Origin of the sequence: Streptomyces sp. ID05-26A, from assembly GCF_033794685.1 — a bacterium.
Taxonomy (GTDB): domain Bacteria; phylum Actinomycetota; class Actinomycetes; order Mycobacteriales; family Pseudonocardiaceae; genus Lentzea.
This window is the reverse complement of the sequence record NZ_JARAYZ010000001.1, coordinates 2,279,185-2,300,100: the sequence shown is the minus strand read 5'-3', so window position 1 is coordinate 2,300,100 and position 20,916 is coordinate 2,279,185. Positions and strand designations below refer to the sequence as shown.

Genomic DNA, 20,916 nt, shown 5'->3' with positions numbered 1-20,916 from the left:
GAGGTACGCGATGACGAACAAGGTTCCGCCTGACTTCGACCACGAGAAGTTCCACGAACTGGCCACGCGGAAGCCGAACGCGGTCGTGGCGTTCGCCGGCACTCTCCTGCTCGCGGTGATGGGGCTTCCGCAGGAGACGGCGAGGCGGCACGAGCCGAGGTGACCCGCGACGCGAAGGGACCCGGCGCCCCATGAGCACCGGGTCCCTCGACGAAGCGGGTACTAGATGATCGCGACGGCCACCACGAGGCCCAGCGCCACGTGCGCGGCGGCCACGACGACGGAGGCCGGGGCGAAGCGGTCCGACTCGATCAGCGAGCCGATGTCCAGCCGGGTCACCCACTCCAGCAACCGGACGGCCGCGACCTGCACGACGATGCCGAGAAGGCCGTAGATCAGGGACGAGAGCAGGCCCTCGTCGAGCTTGCCCGCCGAGCTGTAGATGGCGACGACGACGATCAGCGCCATCGAGACGAGGCCGGAGGCGGTCACAATGACGGCGTTCGGGGCTCCGTTGCGGACGAGGGCGGACAGCTTGCCCGGGGTCGTCCAGTCGATCGCGTAGAAGCCGAACACCATGAGGACCAGACCGACGACGGCGTACAGCGCGATCGCGCCGATGCCCCGGCCGATGGCCGAGCCGAAGCCGGGGTCCAACGCGAGCGTCGTGTAGTCCATTTCCCGTTCCCTTTCGGAGTCTTACTCAACAATTCGATGCGGCACGAACGCCGCGCCATCGTCGGTCACCAGACCGACCGTTTCCCGGATGCCGAGGCCCGCCGACGTGTCGCCGACGACCCAGGCACCCAACGCGGGGCGGTAGCCGTCGAACTCCGGAAGCGGATCGAACAGCTGGTACACGAAGCCTTCTTTGCCGTACACGCCACCGGTCTGCGTCTCGTGACCGGGAGCGACGATCTGGATGTTCGACCCCTCGCGGCCGAGCAGCGGCTTGCGCACGTACTCGGTGAGCATGCCGGGGTCGTTCAGGTACGCCGGGAGCAGGTTGGGGTGGCCCGGGTACATCTCCCACAGGATCGCGAGCAGCGCCTTGTTGGAGAGCAGCATCTTCCACAGCGGCTCGACCCAGAGCGTGCCGGGCAGCGACTCGACGGCGTGGCGGCCGAACTGCTCCTCGACCACCCACTCCCACGGGTAGAGCTTGAAGACCGTGCCCATCGGCGACTCTTCGAGGTCGACGAACCGGTTGAGCAACGTGTCCCAGCCGACGTCCTCGATCGCGAGACCCACGGTGTTCAGGCCCGCCTCGGCGGCCGTCTCCTGCAGGCAGGCGATGGTGAGGTGGTCCTCGCCGGACGGGTCGGCGCCCGACCAGGTGAAGTGCAGTTCGCTGGAGGGCAGCTTGGCACCGATCTCCGTCCACCGCTCGACCAGGCGCTCGTGCATCGAGTTCCACTGGTCGCTGTCCGGGAAGACGTCTTCCTTCCAGTACCACTGGATGTACGCGGCCTCGAGCAGCGAGGTCGGGGTGTCGGCGTTGTACTCGAGCATCTTCGCCGGGCCGGAGCCGTCGTAGCGCAGGTCGAAGCGCCCGTAGACGTGCGGGTCGCGGCGTCGCCACGACTCAGCGATGTGCGGCCACACCCACTCGGGGATGCCGAAGTCGCGGTAGCGCTCGGTGAGGACGACGTTGTCGACCGCGTCGAGGCACATGGAGTGGAGCAGTTCGACGTCCGCTTCGAGCGAGAGGATGTCGCTCATCTCGAACACGTAGTGCACGGACTCGTCCCAGTACGGACGGTCGGCGCCGTTCGCGTACTTCGCGGGTGAACCGAACACCAACCCCTGGTCCGAGACCGTCCGCTGCCAGTTCGGCCGCGGCTGGGAGGTTTCACGACGCAACTGTGCTCAGCCTCCGGTGCTCTTCGAACCGCTGCTGACGCCGAAGCCGCCGCGCTGGACCGACGTGCCCGACTTCGTCGAGACGTTCGCGCCCTTCGGGATCGTGTAGCTGCCGCCGACGGCCTTCTGGCCGACCGAGCCGGTGCCGCCGTAGTTGTAGCGGTACGAGGTGCCGCCGATGAAGATGAAGCCGCCGCTCGTGTACCCACCGTGGCTGCGGTAGTACGACTCGTCGCAGTAGTCGTCGTCGACGATCACGTTGTTCGAGTCGGTGCACTGCGCGGTGACGTTCTTCGGGCTGGCGGCCGCGTACCAGATCGCGACCAGCGCGACCACGCCGACGGTGACGCCACCGCCGATGAGCAGGCGTTTGCGCGTCTTGCGCTTCTTCTCGAACGCGGCGGACTCGGCTGCGAACCGCTCCTGCTGCGCCTTCAGCGCGGCGGCACGGGCGCGTTGCTCGGCGACCGAGGCCTGGCGCGGCTTGGTCACGCCGGCCTGCTGCTGGCGCACCTTGCCCTTGGTCGGCGGCTGGTTGGGACCGGCCTGCTGCGGCGCAGGCTGGTAGGCCGGCGGCTGGCCGGGCTGTTGAGGCTGGCCGGGCTGTCCCGACGGCGGCCCAGGCTGGGGCGTCGGCTGGCCAGGTCCTGGCAGGTTGTTGTCAGTCATCACCACTCCCGCGGGCAAGGTACCTAGCGAGACAGCTGAAACACGGGCAATTCAGGGACGAGTGTCCTAATAGCAACACTCAACCCCAACCCGGCGCACAGCCGTCTCACACGGCACGGGCATCATGGATGAGATGTCTCCGAGCGCCGGTTGGTTGAGTCGATCCGGTCACATCCGCGACACGCGGCTTGTGATGGCCGGTGCTTTCGTGGGCGCGTTCGGCCTGTTGATGTTGTCCGCGTTCACGTCTGTGCTGGCAGGAGGCCCGCTCAGCACCAAACGCGAGCTCGTCAACGCCGCGTATCAGGCCGTCGCGGGCGAGTGCCTCAACTGGGAGAAACCCGACCTGTCCGACGCGCAGAAGGTCGACTGCGCCGCCGCGCACAAGTTCGAGGTCACCGGCACGGCCGACATCACCGGCGCGTACCCGAAGGAAGCGCCGTTCCCGAACGCCGAGGCCTGGGAGAAGATCGCGCAGGAGAACTGCGCCCAGGCGTCGACCACGTACATGGCGGGCAAGCTCGACCCCAAGGGCAAGTACGGCGTCGGCACCCTGAACCCGGACCAGAACCGCTGGTCGAGCGGCTACCGGCAGCTGAGGTGCGGCCTGCAGGTCACGGCTCCGTCCGGCGCCCCGCTGCCGTCGTTCGGCAGCGCGAAGACCCAGGACCAGTCCGCCGTCTACGACCCGGGCGTCTGCGTCGCGCTGGCCGAGAACAACATCGTGGGTGACCCGATCGAGTGCGCCAAGCCGCACGCGTTCGAGATCGTCGGTGTCGTGCAACACGCCGAGGGCGCGTTCGTGGCGCTCGAGGCGCAGGACGCCCTGATGTCCGAGAAGTGTGCGGCGATCGCCACCGAGTACACCGGCGGCGCCGACCTGAAGGCCAAGAACCTGCTGGTCACGTGGGACACGCGTGCCGAGGAGAGCTGGGCCGTCGGTTCCCGCAAGGCCAACTGCAAGATCGGCGCGGTCCCCCAGGGCACCAACCTGGTGGCGTGGGAGGGCACGGTCCGCAACCCGAACGGCGCGCCGCTGACCACCGCGAACCCGCCGCAGACCACCTCGGTCAAGGCCCAGGACGAGCCGACCGGCGCGCCGCTGCACTCCGAGTCGGGCAAGCCGCCGTCGGAGTCCGGCAAGCCCTCCGGCTCCGACCAGCCCGACAAGCCGTCCTCCAGCGCCCCGACCACGACCACCGAGAACCGATGACCGTCGAGATGACCAGGGCTCGCTTCGACGAGCTGGTCGAAGAGGCGCTCGACCTGGTCCCGCCCGACTTCGTGCACGCGATGAACAACGTCGTGGTGCTGGTCGAGGACCGCAACCCCGACGAGCCGTCACTGCTCGGGCTCTACCAGGGCATCGCGCTGACCGAGCGCAACTCCGACTACGGCGGCTCGCTGCCCGACCACATCTTCATCTACCGCGAGGCGATCCTCGACATCTGCCACACCGAGGAGGACGTGGTGGAGGAGGTCATCATCACCGTGGTGCACGAGATCGCGCACCACTTCGGGGTGGACGACGCGCGGCTGCACGAGCTGGGCTGGGGCTAGTCACCTCCCCCGCACGGGTGAGGATCTTCAGGAAGCGCTCGCCGATCTCCGGCGCTGCTAGCCTCGGGACAGCCGAAGCTGCTTGCTCGAGGATTCAGCCACGCTGCCGTCCCGGCCTTCTCCCAAGCAGTGCAGTGGCTTGGTGGACGGCTTTCTCCCGCGGCTGGACCGAGGCCTTGGACAACCGCGATCGGCGAGGGGCGTTCCCCGACGAGCTCGGACGACGCGGGCTAGATGTCCACGCCCGCCCAGGACCGGCACACCCAGCCGGCACCCTCGGACTCCAGCACCACGACCCCGGTGTTCGGCAGCAGGTTCTCCGCCAACTCCACCGGCACGTTCGACGCGAGCGCCAGCGCGCCCATCCGGCCCGCGCCACCGTGGGTCACCACCATGACGGTGCCGTCGTCCTGGATGGTCGAGATGGCGCCGAGGAACCGGTCCAGCACCTGCTGCCCGGTCTCGCCGCCGCCGGGGAACGCGACGTCCAGGTCGCCCTCGGCCCAGCGGATCACGGTCTCGAGGTAGGTCTTGTAGGCCTCGGTGTCGTTGCGGCCCTCGAGCGAGCCGACCTGGATCTCCTCGATGCCCTGGAGGACCTGGACGGGCAGGCCGAAGCGTTCGGCGGTCGGTGCCGCGGTCTGCTGGGCACGCAGGCCGATGCTCGCGTAGACGGCGGTGATCTGCTCGCCCGCGAGGGTGTCGGCCAGTTCGCGGGCCTGCTTGAGGCCCAGTTCGGTGAGCGGGGGGCCCGGCATGGCCGTGTCCAGCTTGCGCTCGATGTTCGACGCCGTCTCACCGTGCCTGACCAGCAGGAGCTTCACCCGCGCTCGCCCTTTCTGACAGCATCGACCCAGGAGGCGGCTGCGGCGAACTCGGCGTTGTGAGCCTCGACGGGCTCGTGGTCGGCCTTCGGGAAGGACCCGAGGAACCGGATCTCGCGCGAGTGTCGGTGCAGCGCGGCCAGCGCGTCACCGATCCTCGGCTCTGCGATGTGCCCCTCGACGTCGATGTAGAAGCGGTACGTCCCCAGTTTGCCCTTCTGTGGGCGCGATTCGAGGCCGGTGAGATTGATGCCACGCAACGCCAGCTCGGTGAGCAGCTCGGACAGCACGCCCACGCGGTCCGGGGTGGTCACGACGACGCTCGTGCGGTCTGCGCCGGTCGGCTCAGGGAGCTGACCCGGACGGCGCAGCAGCAGGAACCTCGTGCGCGCGTCGGGCACGTCCAGGACGTCCGTGGCGTACTCGTCCAGCTTGTAGTGCTGCACGGCCACCGGGGCGGTCACGGCGGCGTCGAACTCTCCGCGTTCCACCTCGGCGGCGGCCGCGGCGGTCGAGGAGGTGGCGATCGAGGTGACGCCGGGGAGTTCCGCGGCGATCCATTCGCGGACCTGGGCCAGCGCGTGCGGGTGCGAGGCGATGGTCTTGATCTCGGTGGTCCCCGGCCGGACCAGGATGCTGAACCGGACGTCCAGCACGGTCTCGGCCACGGCGACGACCGGCTCGTCGCGCACGAGGGCGTCCAGGGTCGCGGGCACGGCGCCCTCGACGGAGTTCTCGATCGGCACGCACGCGAACTCGGCCTCGCCGGCGCGCACGGCGGCGAACGCGAGCGGGATCGTTTCGACCGGGACCAGTTCGCCCTCGAACCGCATGGCTGCCTGCTCGGTGAAGGTGCCCTGTGGTCCGAAGTACGCAATGCGCGGCATCAGGTCAGCGTAGTGCGGCGATCAGAGGCGGAAATCACGCCTGTGTCCGGCACCAAACCTGGGTTCCGTCAGGACCGTTCGAACTGGAATGCTTGGGGCGTGCCCGCTCTAGCGCCTGAACTCGTGTTGTGCGCGGTCGACGAACCGATGGCGAACGCCTGGCTCGCCGTGGCTGACGGACGCACCGGTGTGCGGGTGCACCGCGGGTCCGTTCTGGACATCCACGCGCAGGCCATAGTCAGTCCGGCGAACTCGCAGGGCTGGATGCGCGGTGGCATCGACGCCGTCTACGCCACGGCCTTCCCCCAGGTCGAGAACAACGTCCGCAGCGCCGTCCTCGCGCTGCACGGCGGTGAGCTCCCGGTGGGCGAGGCGCAGATCGTGGCGACCGGCGAGACCGAGCCGGCGTGGCTCATCAGCGCCCCGACGATGCGCCGGCCCGGCGAACGGCTGCCGGTCGACACCGTTCACCCCTATCTCGCCGCGCGGGCCGTGCTGATGCTCTGGCTCACCGGGCGTCTGGAGGACGGCACGCCGGTGCACGACGCCGTCCACACCATCGCGATGCCGGGTCTGGGCACCGGGGTGGGAGGCGTCGCACCGTCCACGTGCGCGCATCAGGTCGCCGCCGCGTGGGACGAGGCGTTCAACCCGCTGCACGTGTGACGGGAGTTGTCCACAGGACTTGTGCACAACCCTGTGGACAGAGCTGTGGACACTTGTGGACTACTGCCGTGGTGCGACCCATCGTTCGAGGTCGACCTCGTCTGTGATGGGGATGCCGAACTCTCCGACCGCGGGGATCTCGGGCTTGAGCTTGCGCGCCTCACGGACCGCGTCCGGTCTGAACGCCGTGATCTTGAACCCCCGGCGCTGGTAGAAGCGGATCGCGTCGAGGTTGTCGTTCGTGGTCGTCAGGCGCACCCGGTTGCAGCCGAGCGTGCGCGCCTGGCGTACCGCGGCGTCGACCAGCGCGGTGCCGACGCCGCGGCCCCTTCGCAGCGCGTCGATCGTCACGATCTCCAGCTGGTTGTTCGCCACCGCGTAGGTCAGCAGACCCAGCACGTGACCCTGCTTCTCCACGAGGAAGCCCGGCAGACTCGCCGGGAAGAACACCTCACCGTGCGCGACGGAGGTGTGCGCTCCCCATAGCTCGAGAACCAGTCGGGCGACAACTATGCGATCTGCTTCCTCGACCGGTCGTACCGAGCCTTCTGCCATGACAAGAACTGTGCCAATTTGAGTCACGCTCAGGAACAGCCATTCGACGTACGGTGGATTCGTGCCAGTGCGCGTTTTGTTGGTTGACGATCACGAAGTAGTGCGCAGAGGACTGCGCGAGATGCTCGACGACGAGCCCGACATCTCGGTCATAGCCGAGGCCGGGTCCGTCGACGAGGCGGTGACACGTGCCCAGAAGACTCCGCCCGACGTGGCGGTCGTCGACGTCCAGTTGCCGGACGGCAGCGGGGTCGACTTGTGCAGGTCCTTGCGGGACCTTGGCATTCGTTGCCTCGTGCTGACCGCATTCGACGACGAGGAGGCCCTCGTCGGCGCGATCATGGCCGGCGCGTCGGGCTATCTGCTCAAGCAGGTGCGCGGCCAGGACGTCGTCACGGCCGTGCGCGAGGTCGCGGCTGGACGGTCCCTTCTGGACCCCGCGACCACAAGCCGAGTACTCGAACGGATGCGCAATCCCGCCCCGATCGGACTCACCGACCAGGAACAGCGCGTGCTCGAACTCATCGGTGAGGGCCTCACGAACCGCCAAATCGGTGAACGGCTCTTCCTCGCGGAGAAGACCGTCAAGAACTACGTGACGTCCGTTCTGTCCAAACTGGGCATGGAACGGCGGACGCAGGCCGCCGCCTGGGTGGCTAAACGGGGACGGACCAGGTGAGCGTCGTCCCGTTCGGCGAACTCACCACGCGGAAATCACCGCTCGCGGACTTCGCCCGTTCGGCTAGGTGCCGCAGCCCGCGCTGGGTCACGCCGGACGGGATGCCGCACCCGTTGTCCGCGACGCGCAGCAGCAGGTGCTTCTCATCGCGCCGTACGTCGATCTGGACGTGCGTCGCGCCTGAGTGCCGCACGACGTTCGACAACGCCTCACGCAACGCCGCCCGCGCGTCGTCGGCATGCCTGCGCGGCACGTTCGCCAGGTCGCCGGCCACGTGCAGGCGCGGCGCGAAGCCGAGCAGTTCACCGGCCGTGCGGACCTCGGCCTTGATCGAGTCGTGCAGGTCGGCGGAGTCGGCCGGGTCGGTGGTGCGCAGCTTGCGGACGGTCGCGCGGACCTCGGCGATCGTCTCGTCGACCAGGTCGACGGCCTCCTCGATCCGGGCTCGCTGACCCGCGTCGAGCTTCTTGCCCAGCCGGCGTTGCAGCAGGCTGATCTGCACTCCGGCGCCGTAGAGCCGTTGGATGATCACGTCGTGCAGGTCGCGGGCGATCCGTTCGCGCTCCTCGTAGACCGCGACGCGCTGCCGGGCCGTGAAGCCCTCGGCCAGCACGACCGCGAGGCCCGCCTGGGCCGCGAACGCCGTCAGCACGTCCACCGTCTCCTGCGTGAACGGCGGTTTGTCCCTGCGCCGGTACACGGCCAGTGCGCCGATCTTGCGATCCGAGGTGCCGAACGGCGCCACCGCGAACGGTCCGTACACGCGCAACGGCTGCGGCACGTACGGGGCGGTGCGCGGGTCGTTCGTGACGTCGTCCGCCATCACCGGGACGCCCGTGCGCGCGGCCTTGGCGGCGGCACTGCGCGAGCTCAGCGTCGCCACGATCGGCTCGCCCGAGGACGCCTCGACGGTCAGCGTGCCGTCGTCGTCCTCGGTGGCGAGCATGGCGAGACCGAGGTCGGCGTCCGCGATCTCCGCGGCCGCCTCCACCACGAGCCTCAGCACGTTCTCCGGGTCTTCCAGCGCCGCCGACGTGATCTCGGTGGACGCGACGAGCACGCGCCGCGCCAGAGAGGGGTCCATGGTCCTCAACGGTATGCGGGAGTGCCGAGGTCCAGCACCAGGTCCGCCCTCGCCGCCTCGTCCGGGCGGTGCGTGATGTGCAGAACGGTCCTGCCGTCCTGCCCGAGTCGCTCCAGGAGCCGGCGCGCGGTCGGCTCGTCCAGGTGCGCGGTGGGCTCGTCGAGCAGCACCACGTCGGCGTCGTGCAGCAACGCCCTCGCCAGAGCCAGCCGTTGTGCCTCACCACCCGACACCTGGTCGGGCCTGATCACCGTGTCGAGCCGGTCGGCCCAGTCGGGCAGGCACGCGTCGCGCAGGGCCTGGCGCAGCGCCTCGTCGTCGTGCTGACCCGACATCCTCAGGTTCTCCCTCACGGTCGTGCTGACCAGCATCGGCTCCTGCGGGCACCAGGTGGCGCGCGGCAGTTCGACGATCCCCCGCTCCGGCTGGAGGAAGCCCAGGAGCAGCGCGAACAGTGTCGACTTGCCGCTGCCCGACGGTCCCACGATCGCGACGTGCGTACCGGGCTCGATGTTCAGGTGCAGGTCCTTCAACGTCGGTTCGGTCGCGCCGGGCCAGCGGACGTCGACGTTCTCCAGCCGGATCCGCTTGCCCCGCGGCCGTTCGGGTCGCTCCGGCGCGTCGAACTGCAGCCGCGCACTCGCCTCCCGCAACGCCCTGCGCTGCTGGGCGGCGAGCGGCAACGCGGCCAGCGGCTCGGCGAGCGCGAGCGGCACCAGTCCCAGCACCGGGTTGCCGGTCGTGGCGCAGACCAGGGCCGCCGCGCCGGTCGCGAGCAGGACGATCGCCGTGGCCGCGCCCGTGCCGAACGCTTGCCGGCGGGTCTGGCCCGCGAGCTCGACGTCCTCGGTGTGCAACTGAGCCAGCAGGCGGTGGTGGGCGTCGTGCGCGATGAGGTCCGGCGCGGCGCTCAGGGCGTTGATCGTGTCGCGGGCGACCTTGCGGCGGCCCCTGGCGAGCTTCGTGCTGGCCCGCCGCTCGGTCCACACGGCGACCGCGGGTGCGGCCAGACCCGCCGCGAGCAGCAAGCCGCCCAGCGTGAGAGCCGCCGCCGGGTCGATGAACGCGAACAGGATCGTGGTCGCGATACCGGCGCCGATGGCCACAACTGGTGGCACGAGCACGCGCGGCACGAGGTCTCGAACGGTGTCGGTGTCTTCGACGAGCCGTTGCAGGCCATCACGCCGTTGGGTCCGCACGAGCCGCAGCCACAGTTCAGCGCGGAGCTTGTTGGCGAGACGGAACGTCTCGTCGTGGGTGACCAGCCGCTCGACGTACCGCAGCACGCCCTTGCTCAGCGCGAACGTCCGCACGCCCACGACCAGCACCGACAGCGTCAGGATCGGTGGCATCTCGGCGGCGCGCGCGATCAGGTGGGCGGCCAGCGCGGTCAGCGCGATACCGGCGATCGCGGCGAGGATGCCCAGCCCGGCGCCCTTCCACGGGATCGGGAGGCGCTTCGGACGTTCCGGCGCGGTCTCGTCGGTGACGACCCTGGCGAACGTCTCGTCCTCGGTCGCCTCCTTGTCGCGGTGCGAGGCGAGGACGACGGCGGCCGTGGCACTGGCTCGCTTGATCGCTTTGTCGACTTTGCGACTTGTCACCGGGTCGAGGTGCGCGGTCGGTTCGTCGAGGAGCAGCACCGTCGCGCCGTGACGCACCCTCAGCAGAGCGCGCGCGACTGCGACGCGTTGGCGTTCACCGGTCGACAGGTCCGTGATCTGGCGGTCGAGCAGGTGAACAGCCGCGGCCTCGTCCGCGACCTGCTCGACGTCCTCGGCTCCCGGAACCGTCAGCTCCAGCTCGGCGCGTGGGGTGGCGGCGGCGAACGCGGGCTTCTGCGGCACGTACGCGATGTCGCCGGCCACGAACGCGGTGCCGTCCGTCGGTTCGACGAAGCCCAGCAGCACCCCGAACGTTGTCGACTTTCCGGCGCCACTCGCGCCCTCGAGTCGATGAATCTCCCCCGGCCGGACGTCGAAGCTGATGCCGTCGGGCGCGAACCCGCCTCGCCGCAACACGCGCAGGTTGTCGACGTGCACCGAACCACCGGGCAGCCGAGGCCGCGCCTTGTCCTCGTGCTCGACCACTTCGGCAACGCGCCGAACGGCTTCCAGGCCGTCCTCGCTGGCGTGGTGAGCCGCACCGGCCGCACGCAACGGCAGGTAGCACTCGGGCGCCAGGATCAGCACGACCAGCGCGGTCATCAGCGTCATGTCGCCGTGCACGAGCCGGATGCCGACGCCGACCGCGATCAGCGCGACGCTCAACGACGCCGCGATCTCCAGCACCAACGCGCTGAGGAACGCGATCCGGAGCGTGCCCATCGTGGCCTTGCGGTGCTGCTCACCGATCTGCTCGACCGCACCGGCCTGCTGCTTGGCGCGACCGAAGACCGTGAGCACCGGCAGGGCCCGCAGGAGCTCCATGAGCTGGGCCGACAGCAGTTCGGTGACGTCGGCGGCCTTGCGCACGCGCTTCTCCGTGTACCAGCCGATCAACGCGGCGAAGACCGGGATCAGCGGCACGGTGACCGCGATCAGCACGGCCGACGGCCAGTCGGTGAAGAGGATCCACGCACCGGCCAGCGGCGGCACGATCACGGCCGTGACCAGCGCGGGGAGGTAGCGGGTGAAGTAGGCGTCGAGCGCGTCGAGGCCCTTGGTCGCGAGCACCGACAGCTCGGCGGTGCCGCGCTCGGCGATCCAGCCGGGGCCGCGTTCGAACGACTTGGCCAGCAGTTGGGTCCGCAGTTCTTCCTTGGCACCGGCGGCGGCCCGGGCGGCCGCGCTCTCCGTCGCCCACGACAGCCCCGCCCGCGCCAGGATCGCCACGGCCAGCAGCGGAAGGCCTTCGCGGGTGGTGATCACCGACGCCAGCGCGACGGCTTGGGCGACGAGCGCCAGGGAGTTGAGGAACGCCAGCGCGCCCACCCCGACGAGGGCGCGCCTGGCGTTCCTGGAGAGCTGGGGCAGAGCTCCCAGCGGGCCTCGCTTCATCAGTGCGCCGCCGGAATGTGCTGAACGCCGATCCGCTTGCGGAACACCCAGTACGTCCAGCCCTGGTAGACGAGCACCGCGGGCGTGCCGAAGCCGGCGACCCACGTGATCACCTCCAGCGTGTACGGGCTCGACGCGCTGTTGGCGATCGTGAGCGACCACGCGTCGTTGAGCGTCGACGGCAGGACGTTCGGGTAGAGCGAGCCGAACAGGATCGCGACGCTCGCCGCGATCGCGAGGCCCATCAACGCGAACGACTGACCGTCGCGGTCTGCGGCCAGCCGCCACATCGCCAGTCCGAGGATCGCCACGACCGCAGCGGCCCAGAGCCCGGCGACGATCGCGAGGAGTGCCACGAGCGGTAGAAGTGCAACGGGCGCAAGCATCAAAGCCACGCGACGAGCCCGTTCGCGGATCTCGCCCTCGGTCTTCAACGCCGTGAACACCGCGCCGTGCACCAGCGCGTACCCCGCGAAGGCAAGCGCCCCCACGACTGTGTCGAGCCGGATCGCCGCGAAAGGTCCGCCGACGCGGTCGCCGTTCGCGTCGATCGGCAGGCCCAGCACCGTCGTCGAGATCAGCAGGCCGACGCAGAGCGTGGCGATCCACGAGCCCGCGACGATGGTGAAGTCCCAGGCCTTGCGCCAGCGCGGGTTGTCGACCTTGCCGCGGTAGTCGAACGCGACACCGCGGCCGATCAACGCGATGAGGAACAGAGTGAGCGGCAGGTACGCGGCGCTCAGAAGCGCCGCATACCAGCCGGGGAAGGCCGCGAACGTGGCACCGATCGCGACGATGAGCCACACCTCGTTGCCGTCCCAGACCGGCCCGATGGTGTTGATCATGACCCGGCGTTCGCGGTTGTCGCGTCCCAGCACGGGGAGCAACATGCCGACGCCGAAGTCGAAACCTTCGAGGAACAGGTAGCCGAGCCACAGCACGGCGATGAGCACGAACCAGAGCGTTTCCACGATCGCCTCTCCCCTAGTACGCGAACGCCAGGGCGCCGTCGTCGGTCTTCTGGGGCAGCACGCCCGGAATCCCGCCTCGGACGTACTTGCGGATCAGGTAGAACTCCACGACCGCCAGCACGGTGTAGACCGCGGTCAGCGCGATGAGCGAGGTCAGGATCTCGCCGGGTGTGGTCTGACTGACCGCCTGCGCGGTGAACATCCACACCCCGTCGACCCCGCTCGGGTTCGGCACCACCACGAACGGCTGCCGCCCCATCTCCGTGAAGATCCAGCCGAAGCTGTTGGCCAGGAAGGGGGTCGCGATGCCGGCGAGGCCGAGAGCCGGGAACCACCAGCCGGTGGGCGTCCGGTTCTTGCGGGTCAACCAGAGCATGAGGACACCGAGGCCGGCCGAGATGCTCCCGAACCCGATCATCAACCGGAAACCCCAGTACGTCACCGGAAGCGCGGGCACGTAGTCGATCGGCTTGCCGCTGAGCTCACCCAGCCGTTCGTCGACGGGGTAGAACTCGCCGTACTTCTCCTGGTACATCGGGACGAGGTCCTGGATGCCCTTGACCTCGCTGCTGAAGTCGTTGTGCGCCAAGAAGCTCAGCAGTGCGGGCACCGTGATGCTCTTGACGTTCTCGCAGTCGGGCCGGGTGACGTCGCCGACCGCGAAGATGCTGAAGCTGGCGGGCTGTTCGGTGTGGCACAACGCTTCCGCGGCGGCCATCTTCATCGGCTGCTGCTCGAACATCAGCTTGCCCTGCAGGTCACCGCTGATCGCGAGCGCGCTGAACGCGACGACGCCGACCCAGGTGCCGAGCTTGAGCGAGCTGCGCCAGACCTTCTCCTCCTCCGACTTCCGGTGCAGGTGCCACGCGGCGATGCCCACGAGGAACGCGGCCGACACGGCGAACGCGCCGGCGATGGTGTGTGGGAAGGCGGCGAGCGTCGTGTTGTTGGTCAACACGGCCCAGATCGAGGTGAGGCGCGGGCGGCCGTCGTGCATCTCGATGCCGACGGGGTGCTGCATCCACGAGTTGGCGGCGAGGATGAAGTACGCGCTGGCCATCGTCGCGAGGCTGAACGCCCAGGCGCAGGCCAGGTGGACCTTCTTCGGCAGCTTGTCCCAGCCGAAGATCCACAGACCGAGGAACGTCGACTCGACGAAGAAGGCGACGATCCCCTCCATCGCGAGCGGAGCGCCGAACACGTCACCGACGAACCGCGAGTAGGCGCTCCAGGCCATGCCGAACTGGAACTCCTGCACGATGCCCGTCACGACGCCGGCGGCGAAGTTGATCAGGAGGAGCTTCCCCCAGAACTTCGTCATCTTGTAGTAGCGCTCGTTGCCCGTGCGCACCCACGCGGTCTGCATCCCTGCCACCAGCAGGGAAAGGCCGATCGTCAGCGGCACCATCAAAAAGTGGTAGACGGTGGTGATGCCGAACTGCCACCGCGCGAGTTCGAGTACTTCCACGTCTTCGAGCGTAGGTGTGGATCATGGGCTCCATCAGGTACGACGGTCCCGTCCACGCTCGGGACCAAGGTCCCGTGCGCGAAGTCACGCCTTGTGGGTGACATGCGTCGGTTACGATGTGTGCGCCAGAGGGGAGTAGTTCCCACCGGAGCAGTCAGCCGGTGGCGTGGTGATCGACATACTGATCCGCCTTCGCGCAGATCCGGTCCCACACCCGTTCCTCGGAACGGGCGAACGAGACCTCCGGCCAGGTTGCAGCATGCCTGGTCGGGGTCTGTCGCGCCTCCGTCCGGGAACGTACTCGGACGTGGAGGACCTCGTGGCCACTTCATTGCTCGCGTTCATCACCGCCTTCGCGGTGGTGTTCCTAGTCGAGCTACCCGACAAGACCATGGTCGCCACCCTGGTCCTGACCACGCGTTACCGCGCGTGGCCGGTGTTCGTCGGCGTCGTCGCGGCCTTCGCCGTGCAGAGCGTCGTGGCCGCCGCGTTCGGTTCGGCGATCACCCTGCTCCCCGACCGCGTGGTGGCGGGCGTGGTGGCCGCGCTGTTCGGCGTGGGCGCGTTCATGCTGCTGCGCGAGGGCTTCTCCCGTGACGAGGACTCGGCCGACGAGGCGGGGACCAGTGCGTCCGTGCCGTTCTGGCGCGCGGCCCTGACGTCGTTCGGCGTGCTGTTCGCGGCCGAGTGGGGCGACGCCTCGCAGCTCGCGACCGCCGGCATCACCGCCCGGTACGGCGAACCACTCGCCGTCGGTCTCGGTGCCTGGCTGGCACTGGTCGCCGTGGCCGGGCTGGCCGTCCTGGTGGGACGCAAGCTCGCCGGGCGATTGCCCACGCACTGGATCCAGCGGGTGGCCGGGGCGATCTTCGCGGTGTTCGCCGTGATCGCTCTGACTCAGGTTTTCTAGGGCTACCAGACCGGACGGAGCCCTGGCTGGTCCTCGCCGTGGACGTGCCGCAGGTACGCGGCGAGGCCTGACTTGATGGTGGCGAGGGTGTCGTCCCCGATCGCCTCGGCCATCTCGCTCTCGAGGTCCGCCCACAGGTTGTCCGCGAACTTCAGGTAGTCGCGGCCCTTCGTGGTCAGCGTGACGTACTGCGCGCGCTTGTCCGTCGGGTGCGGCTCCCGCAGCACGTAACCCCACTCGTCCAACTCGGCGACGATCTTCGCGGCGGCCTGCTTCGTGACGCCGAGGTGCTGTCCGATGTCGACGGTCGTCGCGCGCCTCTCCTTGAGGAACCGGAAGACGTAGCCGTGGGCGGGGCGCAGGGGTTCGAGACCGATCTGGCCGAGCCGGTCGTGGAACTGGTCGCCCAGGGCGCGGTACGTCATCGCCAGCAGCATCGGCACCGGTTCCATCAGCGGGTTCCCGTTTCGAGGTAGACAACCTAGTTGACCTTATTCTAAGGTTAGACAACTTGGTTGACTACTTTGGAGGTTGTCTTGCTGGTGACTGGGGATTCCGCCGCGCTGCACGAGTTCGGCGGCTTCGAGTTCCGCTCCCTGGCCGTGCCGTCGCGCGGTAGTTCGGAGATCGCGCTGTGGACCGTCGACGTGCCGGAAGGCGGCGACGGGACGCCGCACCGCGCGTCGAAGGAGGAGGTGTTCTACGTGCTGTCCGGATCGGTGACGATCCAGGGGCAGACGGCCGGGGCCGGCGACGCCATCGTGGTGCCGCCGAACACCGAACTGGCGCTGACCGGCGGGCCGGCGCGGGTGCTGGTGGCCACGTCGGTCGGGATCCAGGGGACGTTGGCGGACGGTCGGACGATCACGCCGCCCTGGTCGGTCTAGTTCGCCGGGGAGCCGTCTTCCCTCGGCGGTTCCGGCGCGGTGTCCGGGACCTCTTCGCGCAGGTCGTGGGCGATCTTCTTGGCCTCGTCGATGAGGTGCTGGGAGTCGTCGAGGAGGCTCTCGTCGGGCGGCGTGAGGTCTCCGGGCGGGGCGGCGAGGCGGTCCTCGTCCGGCACGGCGGCACGCTCTTCGTCCGGCACGGCGGCGCGGTTTTCCTCAGGTGCGGTCACGCCTGTGGGATCGGCGCATCCTCGGATCGTGAAACCCCGGACAGCAGGCCGCGGACGTGGGCGGCGAGGCGTTCGGCGATCTCCAGGTCCCACTCGTCGTCGGCTGCCGGTTGCGGCGTTTCGCCCGCCACCACGCGTTCGCCGAGCAGGCGGCGTTCGGCCGGGGTGAAGTCGGTGATGGCGCGGCGGAGCAGGGGCAGGGCGTCGTCGAACGCCTCGCCGCGCAGGCCGCTGAGCCACTCGTCGATGAGGCCGAAGAGACGTGGGTCCGCTGCCAGGAGTGTGGCCGAACCGCGGAGGAAGCCCGCGACGAAGGCGGTGGCGACGCTCCTGTGCAGGCGGGTGGCCACGTCGTCGCTCGTCAGTTCGCCCGCCTCCCAGAGCAGGCGGGTCGCCCTGCCCGTCGGAAGGCCGTGGGCCTCCGCCTTCACCAGGGCGTGCAGGGCTCGCCGCCAGGTCTGCTGGTGTTCTTCGTCGGCTGCGAGGCGGGCGGCCTCGTGGGCGCCGTCCACGACCTGCAGCGCGTGTTCCGCCGTTTCGTCGTCGATGCCCCGGCAGGCGATCGGGAGGCCGACCGCTCCTCGGGTGAGCAGGCCGTGCAGGGCGACGCGGAGCAGTTCCGGGTCGGTGCCGCGGACCGAGCCGTAGCGGACCGTCCTCGCCAGGTCCGGGAGGGCGGCCAGGAGTTCGAGGGCGTCGGTGGCGAGGGCCGCGCAGCGGTCGAGCGCCTTGCGGGCCTCGGCTACGGCCTTCGGCAGTTCGCAGCCGACGGACTTGGTGAGGGTCGCGGCCGCGTCGGCCACGCGCTGGGCGTCCTTGGCCGCCTGGGTCAGGACGGTCTCGGCTGCCGTGTGGACGGTGGTGCCGTGGCGGGCGGCGACGGCCACGGACACGGCGAAGATCGGGTCCCAGCGGAGCTGCCACACCTCGGCGAAGGTGCCGAGGGAGTTGGACTGGTCCGGCTTGCCCCACGGCACGCCCAGGACCTCCAGGCGCTGCAGGAGTTTCGAGCGTTCGCGGTCGGTCTCCTTGCGGAGGTCCAGCTTGAGCTGCTTGGGCTGGACCTCCGCCGGGAGGCGCAGTTTGCGTTGCAGGCGCTGGAGATCCGCGGCCAGCGGGGAGCGCGGAACGGCCTCGCCCACCTCGCCGAGGCGTTCACCCACCACGAGTTTGCGGTGTACCAGCCGGAGGTGGATCTCCTCGCCTCCGCAGAGGACGGCGAGCGCTGCCTCGTTGACCTCGCTCAGGCCCGCACTGGGACGTTCCCGCAGTGCCGCAAGGGTTTCTGCCAGACGGACGGCTTCCACCGCGCTCGCGGTCGAGGCCGGGAGGTCTTCTTCCCTGAGCACCGCCGCGGCTTTCGCGAACCAGCGTGGGACGACGTCGGCTCGGTGCTGCCAGAGGTGGGCGTACCAGCCCGGGGAGTCGACGCCCGCGCCGTAACCCGACTCGGCGGCCAGCTGGCCGTGGCTCCACGGGACCCAGGTGCCGGAGATCCTGCGGCGGCGCAGGCCTTTGAGCAACGCGGTGTCGGCGGCGACCGTCGGTTTGGTGAGCAACGCCGGGACGTGCCAGGCGCCGCAGACCACGACTATCGGGCCGTCGGTCTCCCTGCGCGCCTTGCGGATCGTCTGACGCATGAACGCTTCTCGTCGGAGAGTGCGTTCACCTACTTCGGTCTCGAACTCCGCGCGCACCGCGACCATGGCCTCGGCGATGGCGTTCGCGAGGTCGAGCGGATCGGACGCGCTGTGCTCGACCACGTCCTCCCACCAGCGCTCCGGGTCGTCGAAGCCCGCGGCCTCGGCCAGCAGGCCGATCGGGTCGACGTTGCCGCTCGGGCCGTCGTCCCCGATCGACGCCGCGGCCGGCAGGTCGAAGAAGCGCGCGGTGACACCGTTCTCGCTGGCGTACTTCAGCGCCTGCCACTCCGGGGAGAACTCGGCGAACGGCCAGAACGCGGCGTTCTCGGGCTCGGTCTCGTCGTGCAGCAGGATCGCGACCGGCGGAGTGAGCGCGTGGACGTGTTCGAGCAGCGCGTCCGCTTCCGGTGGCCCCTCGATCAGGATGAGCGCCGGGCTCGTCTGCGCCAGCGCCCGCTCGACCATCCGGGCCGAGCCGGGGCCGTGGTGCCGGATGCCGAGGAGGACCGGCTCAGTCACCGCTGGCGTCCAGGCAGGCCCGGTAGAGGTCACGCCACTCGGCACGCTCCTTCAGCACCGTCTCCACGTACTCCTGCCAGACCGTCGCGTCCGACACCCTGTCCTTGATGACGGAGCCGATGAGGCCGCTCGCGAGCTCGTCCGCGCCCAGCGTGCCGTCGCCGAAGTGGCCGGCGAGCGCCATGCCGTTCGCGATGACCGAGATCGCCTCGGCCGTGGACAGGCTGCCGCTCGGCTTCTTCAGCTGCGTGCGACCGTCCACAGTGGAACCGTTGCGCAGTTCGCGGAAGATCCGCACGACGCGGCGCACCTCGTCGAGCGCGGGCGGTTCGGCGGGCAGCTGGAGCGCCTTGCCGAGCTGCTGGGCCCGGGTGATGACGATCTCGACCTCGGCGTCCTCGGTCGCGGGCGGCGGCAGCACTACGGTGTTGAAGCGCCGCGCGAGCGCCGACGACATCTGGTTGACGCCCCGGTCGCGGTCGTTGGCCGTCGCGATGACCGTGAAGCCCGGCACCGCCTGGACCTGCGAGTTCAGCTCCGGCACCGGCAGCGACTTCTCGCTGAGCACCGTGATGAACGAGTCCTGCACCTCGGACGGCATGCGCGTCAGCTCTTCGACCCGCACGACCGTGCCCAGCTGCATGCCACGCATGACCGGGCTGGGCACGATCGCGTTCTCGCTGGGGCCCTCGGCGATGAGACGGGCGTAGTTCCAGCCGTAGCGGACCTGGTCCTCGCTCGTGCCGGCCGTGCCCTGGACCACCAGCGTCGAGTCGCCGCTGATCGCCGCCGCGAGGTGCTCGGACAGCCACGACTTGGCCGTGCCCGGCACACCGACGAGCAGCAACGCCCGGTCCGTGACCAGCGTGCCCACCGCGACCTCGACCAGCCGGCGCGAGCCCACGTACTTCGGCGAGATCACGGTGCCGTCAGGCAGCGTGCCTCCCAGGACGTAGGTGACCACGGCCTGCGGAGAGAGACGCCAGTTGGGCGGCCGCTGCCGGTCGTCCTGGGCCGCGACGGCCTCGAGCTCGGCGGCGTACTGCTGTTCGGCCGTCGGCCTGAGCACGGCGGTCACGGGGCCTCCTGGGGCTCGGATGGCGCGAAGGACTCGCGAAGGCGGATGCGGAGGCGGAGAACCTCCAATTCCAGGGAGTTCTCCGGCCAGCGACGGGTCAGAGCCTCCCAGCTCGCGCCGAGCAGGTCCGCGTCGCCCCGCGCCAGCAACACCGCCGGCGGACGCCCCGCCCGCCACCGCGGGTCGGGCAGTGCGGAGTAGCGGTGCATCAGCGCGCGGGTGGTCTCGGGCGACCACGGCGCCGGCAACTGGGCGCAGGCGTGGTCGAGGAGGTCGTAGTGCCAGTTCTTCGACACCGCCACCACCGCCTGCTCGGCAACGGAGGCGGGCAGCGCGGCCAGCATCTCCAGCTGCTCCATGCCGGTCAGCGTCTCGGCGGCGGCGACGGCCCACGGACGCGGATCCTTGGCCGCGGCGAGCTGGTCGGCGACGCCTCTGAGCAGCGCACTGGCCCACGGCCCCCTTCGGAGCACGTCGGCGGCCTTGGCGTCGTCGGCCTTGAGGGTCGAGGTCCAGTACGACGGCGGCACACTGGCGGCCGCGGCCCGGATGCGACCGGCCACGCCCTTCTCGGACCCGTCACGCATCAGGTCCCGCAGCTCCGCCTCGTCGGCCGGCCCGGTCCACAGCTCGTCCGGCCGGATGTCGAGCCCGTCCGAGGTGAGGCGGAGCCCGTGCCGCAGGCGGTGTGCCGCACGGGCGCCGAGCCTCGTCGGCCGCAGCTTGCGCAGCAACCGGAGGGCCTCGTCGTGAACGGCCGCCGCCTTGTCGTCGAGGGCCGCTTCGAGCAGCCGTTCGTCCTGCGGGCCGAGACCGGTCTCCAGCGCGCTGATCAGCACCTGGCGGTCGGCGGAGCGGCGCGACTGGTGGAACTCCCGCGCGATGAACGCGCCGACCTCGTGCGGGTCGGCCTTGCGCTTGCGCCGCAGCGCCCGCACCCGTTGGGCGCTGGGCAGGTCGAGGATCTCCTCGAGCGGGACCTCGTCCACGAGCGGCGTGGCACCGCTCGCCCAGGACCAGCCGGGCCGGGTGTTCGCGAGCCAGCGACCCCTGGTGCCGAGGACCTCCACGACCGCCGCCCGCAGCCCCGGCCGGGCCGTGCCGAGGGCGAGCAGGGCGGGGAGCATGCGGTGCTCGGCCACGACGTTGCCCGCCTTGGCTAGGGCGCACCACTCGGTGAGCAGGACCTCGTCGTCGAGACTCATGATCGCTTCGAGGACGGCCTTGGCCGCCGGTCTGGGGAGGGTGGCGGACTCGGGTGGGGCGAGCGGCAACGGCTCGGCTGACGCTTCCTGCGGGAGCGTGGCGCCGAACGCGGCCACGCCGAGGGTGGCGCAGTCGGACAGCAGGGTCGCGGGGTCGCCGCCGCCTCTCGTGGTGCCGATGAGGAGGTCTTGGACGGTCTGGGACCACTCGGCCTTCAC

Annotated in this window: 22 protein-coding genes; 7 read left to right on the top strand and 15 right to left on the bottom strand. The window is 69.9% G+C overall.

Features of this window, described 5'->3' with window-relative positions; genetic code table 11:
- Positions 1–10 precede the first annotated feature (10 nt).
- Complete coding sequence (locus tag PV646_RS11435; RefSeq protein ID WP_500341391.1) at positions 11–163, top strand: hypothetical protein; 153 nt, start codon at positions 11–13, stop codon at positions 161–163.
- 59 nt (positions 164–222) lie between these two features.
- Here the strand turns inward: PV646_RS11435 and PV646_RS11430 are convergent, their stop codons facing one another.
- From PV646_RS11430 to PV646_RS11420, 3 genes are read right to left on the bottom strand one after another with little or no spacing between them, the layout of a single operon-like run.
- Positions 223–678, bottom strand: a complete 456-nt coding sequence (locus PV646_RS11430) for a DUF350 domain-containing protein (protein WP_500341390.1) — start codon at positions 676–678, stop codon at positions 223–225.
- Between the two features lie 21 nt (positions 679–699).
- Positions 700–1,863 (bottom strand): glutathionylspermidine synthase family protein, encoded by a 1,164-nt coding sequence (locus PV646_RS11425; RefSeq protein ID WP_500341389.1) that lies wholly within the window; start codon positions 1,861–1,863, stop codon positions 700–702.
- Positions 1,864–1,869: 6 nt separating this feature from the next.
- A complete protein-coding gene (locus PV646_RS11420) occupies positions 1,870–2,532 on the bottom strand; it encodes a hypothetical protein (protein WP_500341388.1) in 663 nt (220 codons plus the stop codon).
- Positions 2,533–2,725: 193 nt separating this feature from the next.
- Here PV646_RS11420 and PV646_RS11415 point away from each other — a divergent pair, with 193 nt between their 5' ends.
- Entirely contained in the window at positions 2,726–3,745 is a 1,020-nt protein-coding gene (locus PV646_RS11415; protein WP_500341387.1) for a septum formation family protein, read from the top strand.
- Positions 3,742–4,092: a metallopeptidase family protein gene (locus tag PV646_RS11410; protein WP_500341386.1), complete on the top strand. Its 351-nt coding sequence runs from the start codon at positions 3,742–3,744 to the stop codon at positions 4,090–4,092. Before PV646_RS11415 ends, PV646_RS11410 begins: the two co-directional genes overlap by 4 nt.
- A gap of 230 nt (positions 4,093–4,322) precedes the next feature.
- Here PV646_RS11410 and PV646_RS11405 read toward each other — a convergent pair whose 3' ends face one another.
- Together PV646_RS11405 and pheA are read right to left on the bottom strand one after the other, a co-directional pair.
- Positions 4,323–4,916: a histidine phosphatase family protein gene (locus PV646_RS11405; protein WP_500341385.1), complete on the bottom strand. Its 594-nt coding sequence runs from the start codon at positions 4,914–4,916 to the stop codon at positions 4,323–4,325.
- Complete coding sequence (gene pheA / locus PV646_RS11400; protein ID WP_500341384.1) at positions 4,913–5,803, bottom strand: prephenate dehydratase; 891 nt, start codon at positions 5,801–5,803, stop codon at positions 4,913–4,915. Before pheA ends, PV646_RS11405 begins: the two co-directional genes overlap by 4 nt.
- 99 nt (positions 5,804–5,902) lie before the next feature.
- On the opposite strand from pheA, the gene PV646_RS11395 reads away from it, so the two are divergent.
- On the top strand, positions 5,903–6,469 hold the full coding sequence (locus PV646_RS11395) for a macro domain-containing protein (protein ID WP_500341383.1): 567 nt from the start codon (positions 5,903–5,905) through the stop codon (positions 6,467–6,469).
- 60 nt (positions 6,470–6,529) lie between these two features.
- On the opposite strand, the gene PV646_RS11390 is transcribed toward PV646_RS11395, so the two are convergent.
- Positions 6,530–7,024, bottom strand: coding sequence for a GNAT family N-acetyltransferase (locus tag PV646_RS11390; RefSeq protein ID WP_500341382.1), 495 nt, complete (start codon positions 7,022–7,024; stop codon positions 6,530–6,532).
- Positions 7,025–7,085: 61 nt separating this feature from the next.
- Between PV646_RS11390 and PV646_RS11385 the strand changes: the two genes are divergently transcribed.
- Positions 7,086–7,703 carry a response regulator gene (locus PV646_RS11385; RefSeq protein ID WP_500341381.1) on the top strand — a complete coding sequence of 206 codons (618 nt, stop codon included), beginning with the start codon at positions 7,086–7,088 and terminating at the stop codon, positions 7,701–7,703.
- Here PV646_RS11385 and PV646_RS11380 read toward each other — a convergent pair.
- Genes PV646_RS11380 through PV646_RS11365 form a run of 4 tightly spaced genes read right to left on the bottom strand, consistent with a single transcriptional unit; the run spans position 7,681 to position 14,225 of the window.
- Positions 7,681–8,787, bottom strand: coding sequence for a GAF domain-containing sensor histidine kinase (locus PV646_RS11380; RefSeq protein ID WP_500341380.1), 1,107 nt, complete (start codon positions 8,785–8,787; stop codon positions 7,681–7,683). The genes PV646_RS11385 and PV646_RS11380 overlap by 23 nt on opposite strands.
- Positions 8,788–8,792: 5 nt before the next feature.
- Positions 8,793–11,786, bottom strand: coding sequence for a thiol reductant ABC exporter subunit CydD (cydD, locus tag PV646_RS11375; protein WP_500341379.1), 2,994 nt, complete (start codon positions 11,784–11,786; stop codon positions 8,793–8,795).
- Positions 11,786–12,757, bottom strand: a complete 972-nt coding sequence (cydB, locus tag PV646_RS11370; RefSeq protein ID WP_500341378.1) for a cytochrome d ubiquinol oxidase subunit II — start codon at positions 12,755–12,757, stop codon at positions 11,786–11,788. The genes cydD and cydB overlap by 1 nt, the downstream gene beginning before the upstream one ends.
- A 13-nt stretch (positions 12,758–12,770) precedes the next feature.
- Positions 12,771–14,225, bottom strand: coding sequence for a cytochrome ubiquinol oxidase subunit I (locus PV646_RS11365; protein ID WP_500341377.1), 1,455 nt, complete (start codon positions 14,223–14,225; stop codon positions 12,771–12,773).
- A 319-nt stretch (positions 14,226–14,544) separates the two neighbouring features.
- On the opposite strand from PV646_RS11365, the gene PV646_RS11360 reads away from it, so the two are divergent.
- Complete coding sequence (locus PV646_RS11360) at positions 14,545–15,135, top strand: TMEM165/GDT1 family protein (RefSeq protein ID WP_500341376.1); 591 nt, start codon at positions 14,545–14,547, stop codon at positions 15,133–15,135.
- Between the two features lie 2 nt (positions 15,136–15,137).
- On the opposite strand, the gene PV646_RS11355 is transcribed toward PV646_RS11360, so the two are convergent.
- On the bottom strand, positions 15,138–15,587 hold the full coding sequence (locus PV646_RS11355) for a MarR family winged helix-turn-helix transcriptional regulator (protein WP_500341375.1): 450 nt from the start codon (positions 15,585–15,587) through the stop codon (positions 15,138–15,140).
- 90 nt (positions 15,588–15,677) lie between these two features.
- On the opposite strand from PV646_RS11355, the gene PV646_RS11350 reads away from it, so the two are divergent.
- Positions 15,678–16,022 carry a cupin domain-containing protein gene (locus PV646_RS11350; RefSeq protein WP_500341374.1) on the top strand — a complete coding sequence of 115 codons (345 nt, stop codon included), beginning with the start codon at positions 15,678–15,680 and terminating at the stop codon, positions 16,020–16,022.
- Here PV646_RS11350 and PV646_RS11345 read toward each other — a convergent pair.
- From PV646_RS11345 to PV646_RS11330, 4 genes are read right to left on the bottom strand one after another with little or no spacing between them, the layout of a single operon-like run.
- Positions 16,019–16,252 (bottom strand): hypothetical protein, encoded by a 234-nt coding sequence (locus PV646_RS11345; RefSeq protein ID WP_500341373.1) that lies wholly within the window; start codon positions 16,250–16,252, stop codon positions 16,019–16,021. The genes PV646_RS11350 and PV646_RS11345 overlap by 4 nt on opposite strands.
- Positions 16,249–18,414 carry a DUF5682 family protein gene (locus tag PV646_RS11340; RefSeq protein ID WP_500341372.1) on the bottom strand — a complete coding sequence of 722 codons (2,166 nt, stop codon included), beginning with the start codon at positions 18,412–18,414 and terminating at the stop codon, positions 16,249–16,251. The genes PV646_RS11345 and PV646_RS11340 overlap by 4 nt, the downstream gene beginning before the upstream one ends.
- Positions 18,407–19,513, bottom strand: coding sequence for an ATP-binding protein (locus tag PV646_RS11335; protein ID WP_500342361.1), 1,107 nt, complete (start codon positions 19,511–19,513; stop codon positions 18,407–18,409). The genes PV646_RS11340 and PV646_RS11335 overlap by 8 nt, the downstream gene beginning before the upstream one ends.
- Positions 19,489–20,916: a DUF5691 domain-containing protein gene (locus PV646_RS11330; protein WP_500341371.1), complete on the bottom strand. Its 1,428-nt coding sequence runs from the start codon at positions 20,914–20,916 to the stop codon at positions 19,489–19,491. The genes PV646_RS11335 and PV646_RS11330 overlap by 25 nt, the downstream gene beginning before the upstream one ends.

What these genes read in the sequence shown, in the direction of transcription:
- PV646_RS11435 (WP_500341391.1), top strand. Translation starts at nt 11, where the DNA reads ATGACGAACAAGGTTCCGCCTGACTTCGACCACGAGAAGTTCCACGAA.
- PV646_RS11430 (WP_500341390.1), bottom strand. Translation starts at nt 678, where the DNA reads ATGGACTACACGACGCTCGCGTTGGACCCCGGCTTCGGCTCGGCCATC.
- PV646_RS11420 (WP_500341388.1), bottom strand. Translation starts at nt 2,532, where the DNA reads ATGACTGACAACAACCTGCCAGGACCTGGCCAGCCGACGCCCCAGCCT.
- PV646_RS11415 (WP_500341387.1), top strand. Translation starts at nt 2,726, where the DNA reads ATGGCCGGTGCTTTCGTGGGCGCGTTCGGCCTGTTGATGTTGTCCGCG.
- PV646_RS11410 (WP_500341386.1), top strand. Translation starts at nt 3,742, where the DNA reads ATGACCGTCGAGATGACCAGGGCTCGCTTCGACGAGCTGGTCGAAGAG.
- pheA (WP_500341384.1), bottom strand. Translation starts at nt 5,803, where the DNA reads ATGCCGCGCATTGCGTACTTCGGACCACAGGGCACCTTCACCGAGCAG.
- PV646_RS11390 (WP_500341382.1), bottom strand. Translation starts at nt 7,024, where the DNA reads ATGGCAGAAGGCTCGGTACGACCGGTCGAGGAAGCAGATCGCATAGTT.
- PV646_RS11380 (WP_500341380.1), bottom strand. Translation starts at nt 8,787, where the DNA reads ATGGACCCCTCTCTGGCGCGGCGCGTGCTCGTCGCGTCCACCGAGATC.
- cydD (WP_500341379.1), bottom strand. Translation starts at nt 11,786, where the DNA reads ATGAAGCGAGGCCCGCTGGGAGCTCTGCCCCAGCTCTCCAGGAACGCC.
- PV646_RS11355 (WP_500341375.1), bottom strand. Translation starts at nt 15,587, where the DNA reads ATGGAACCGGTGCCGATGCTGCTGGCGATGACGTACCGCGCCCTGGGC.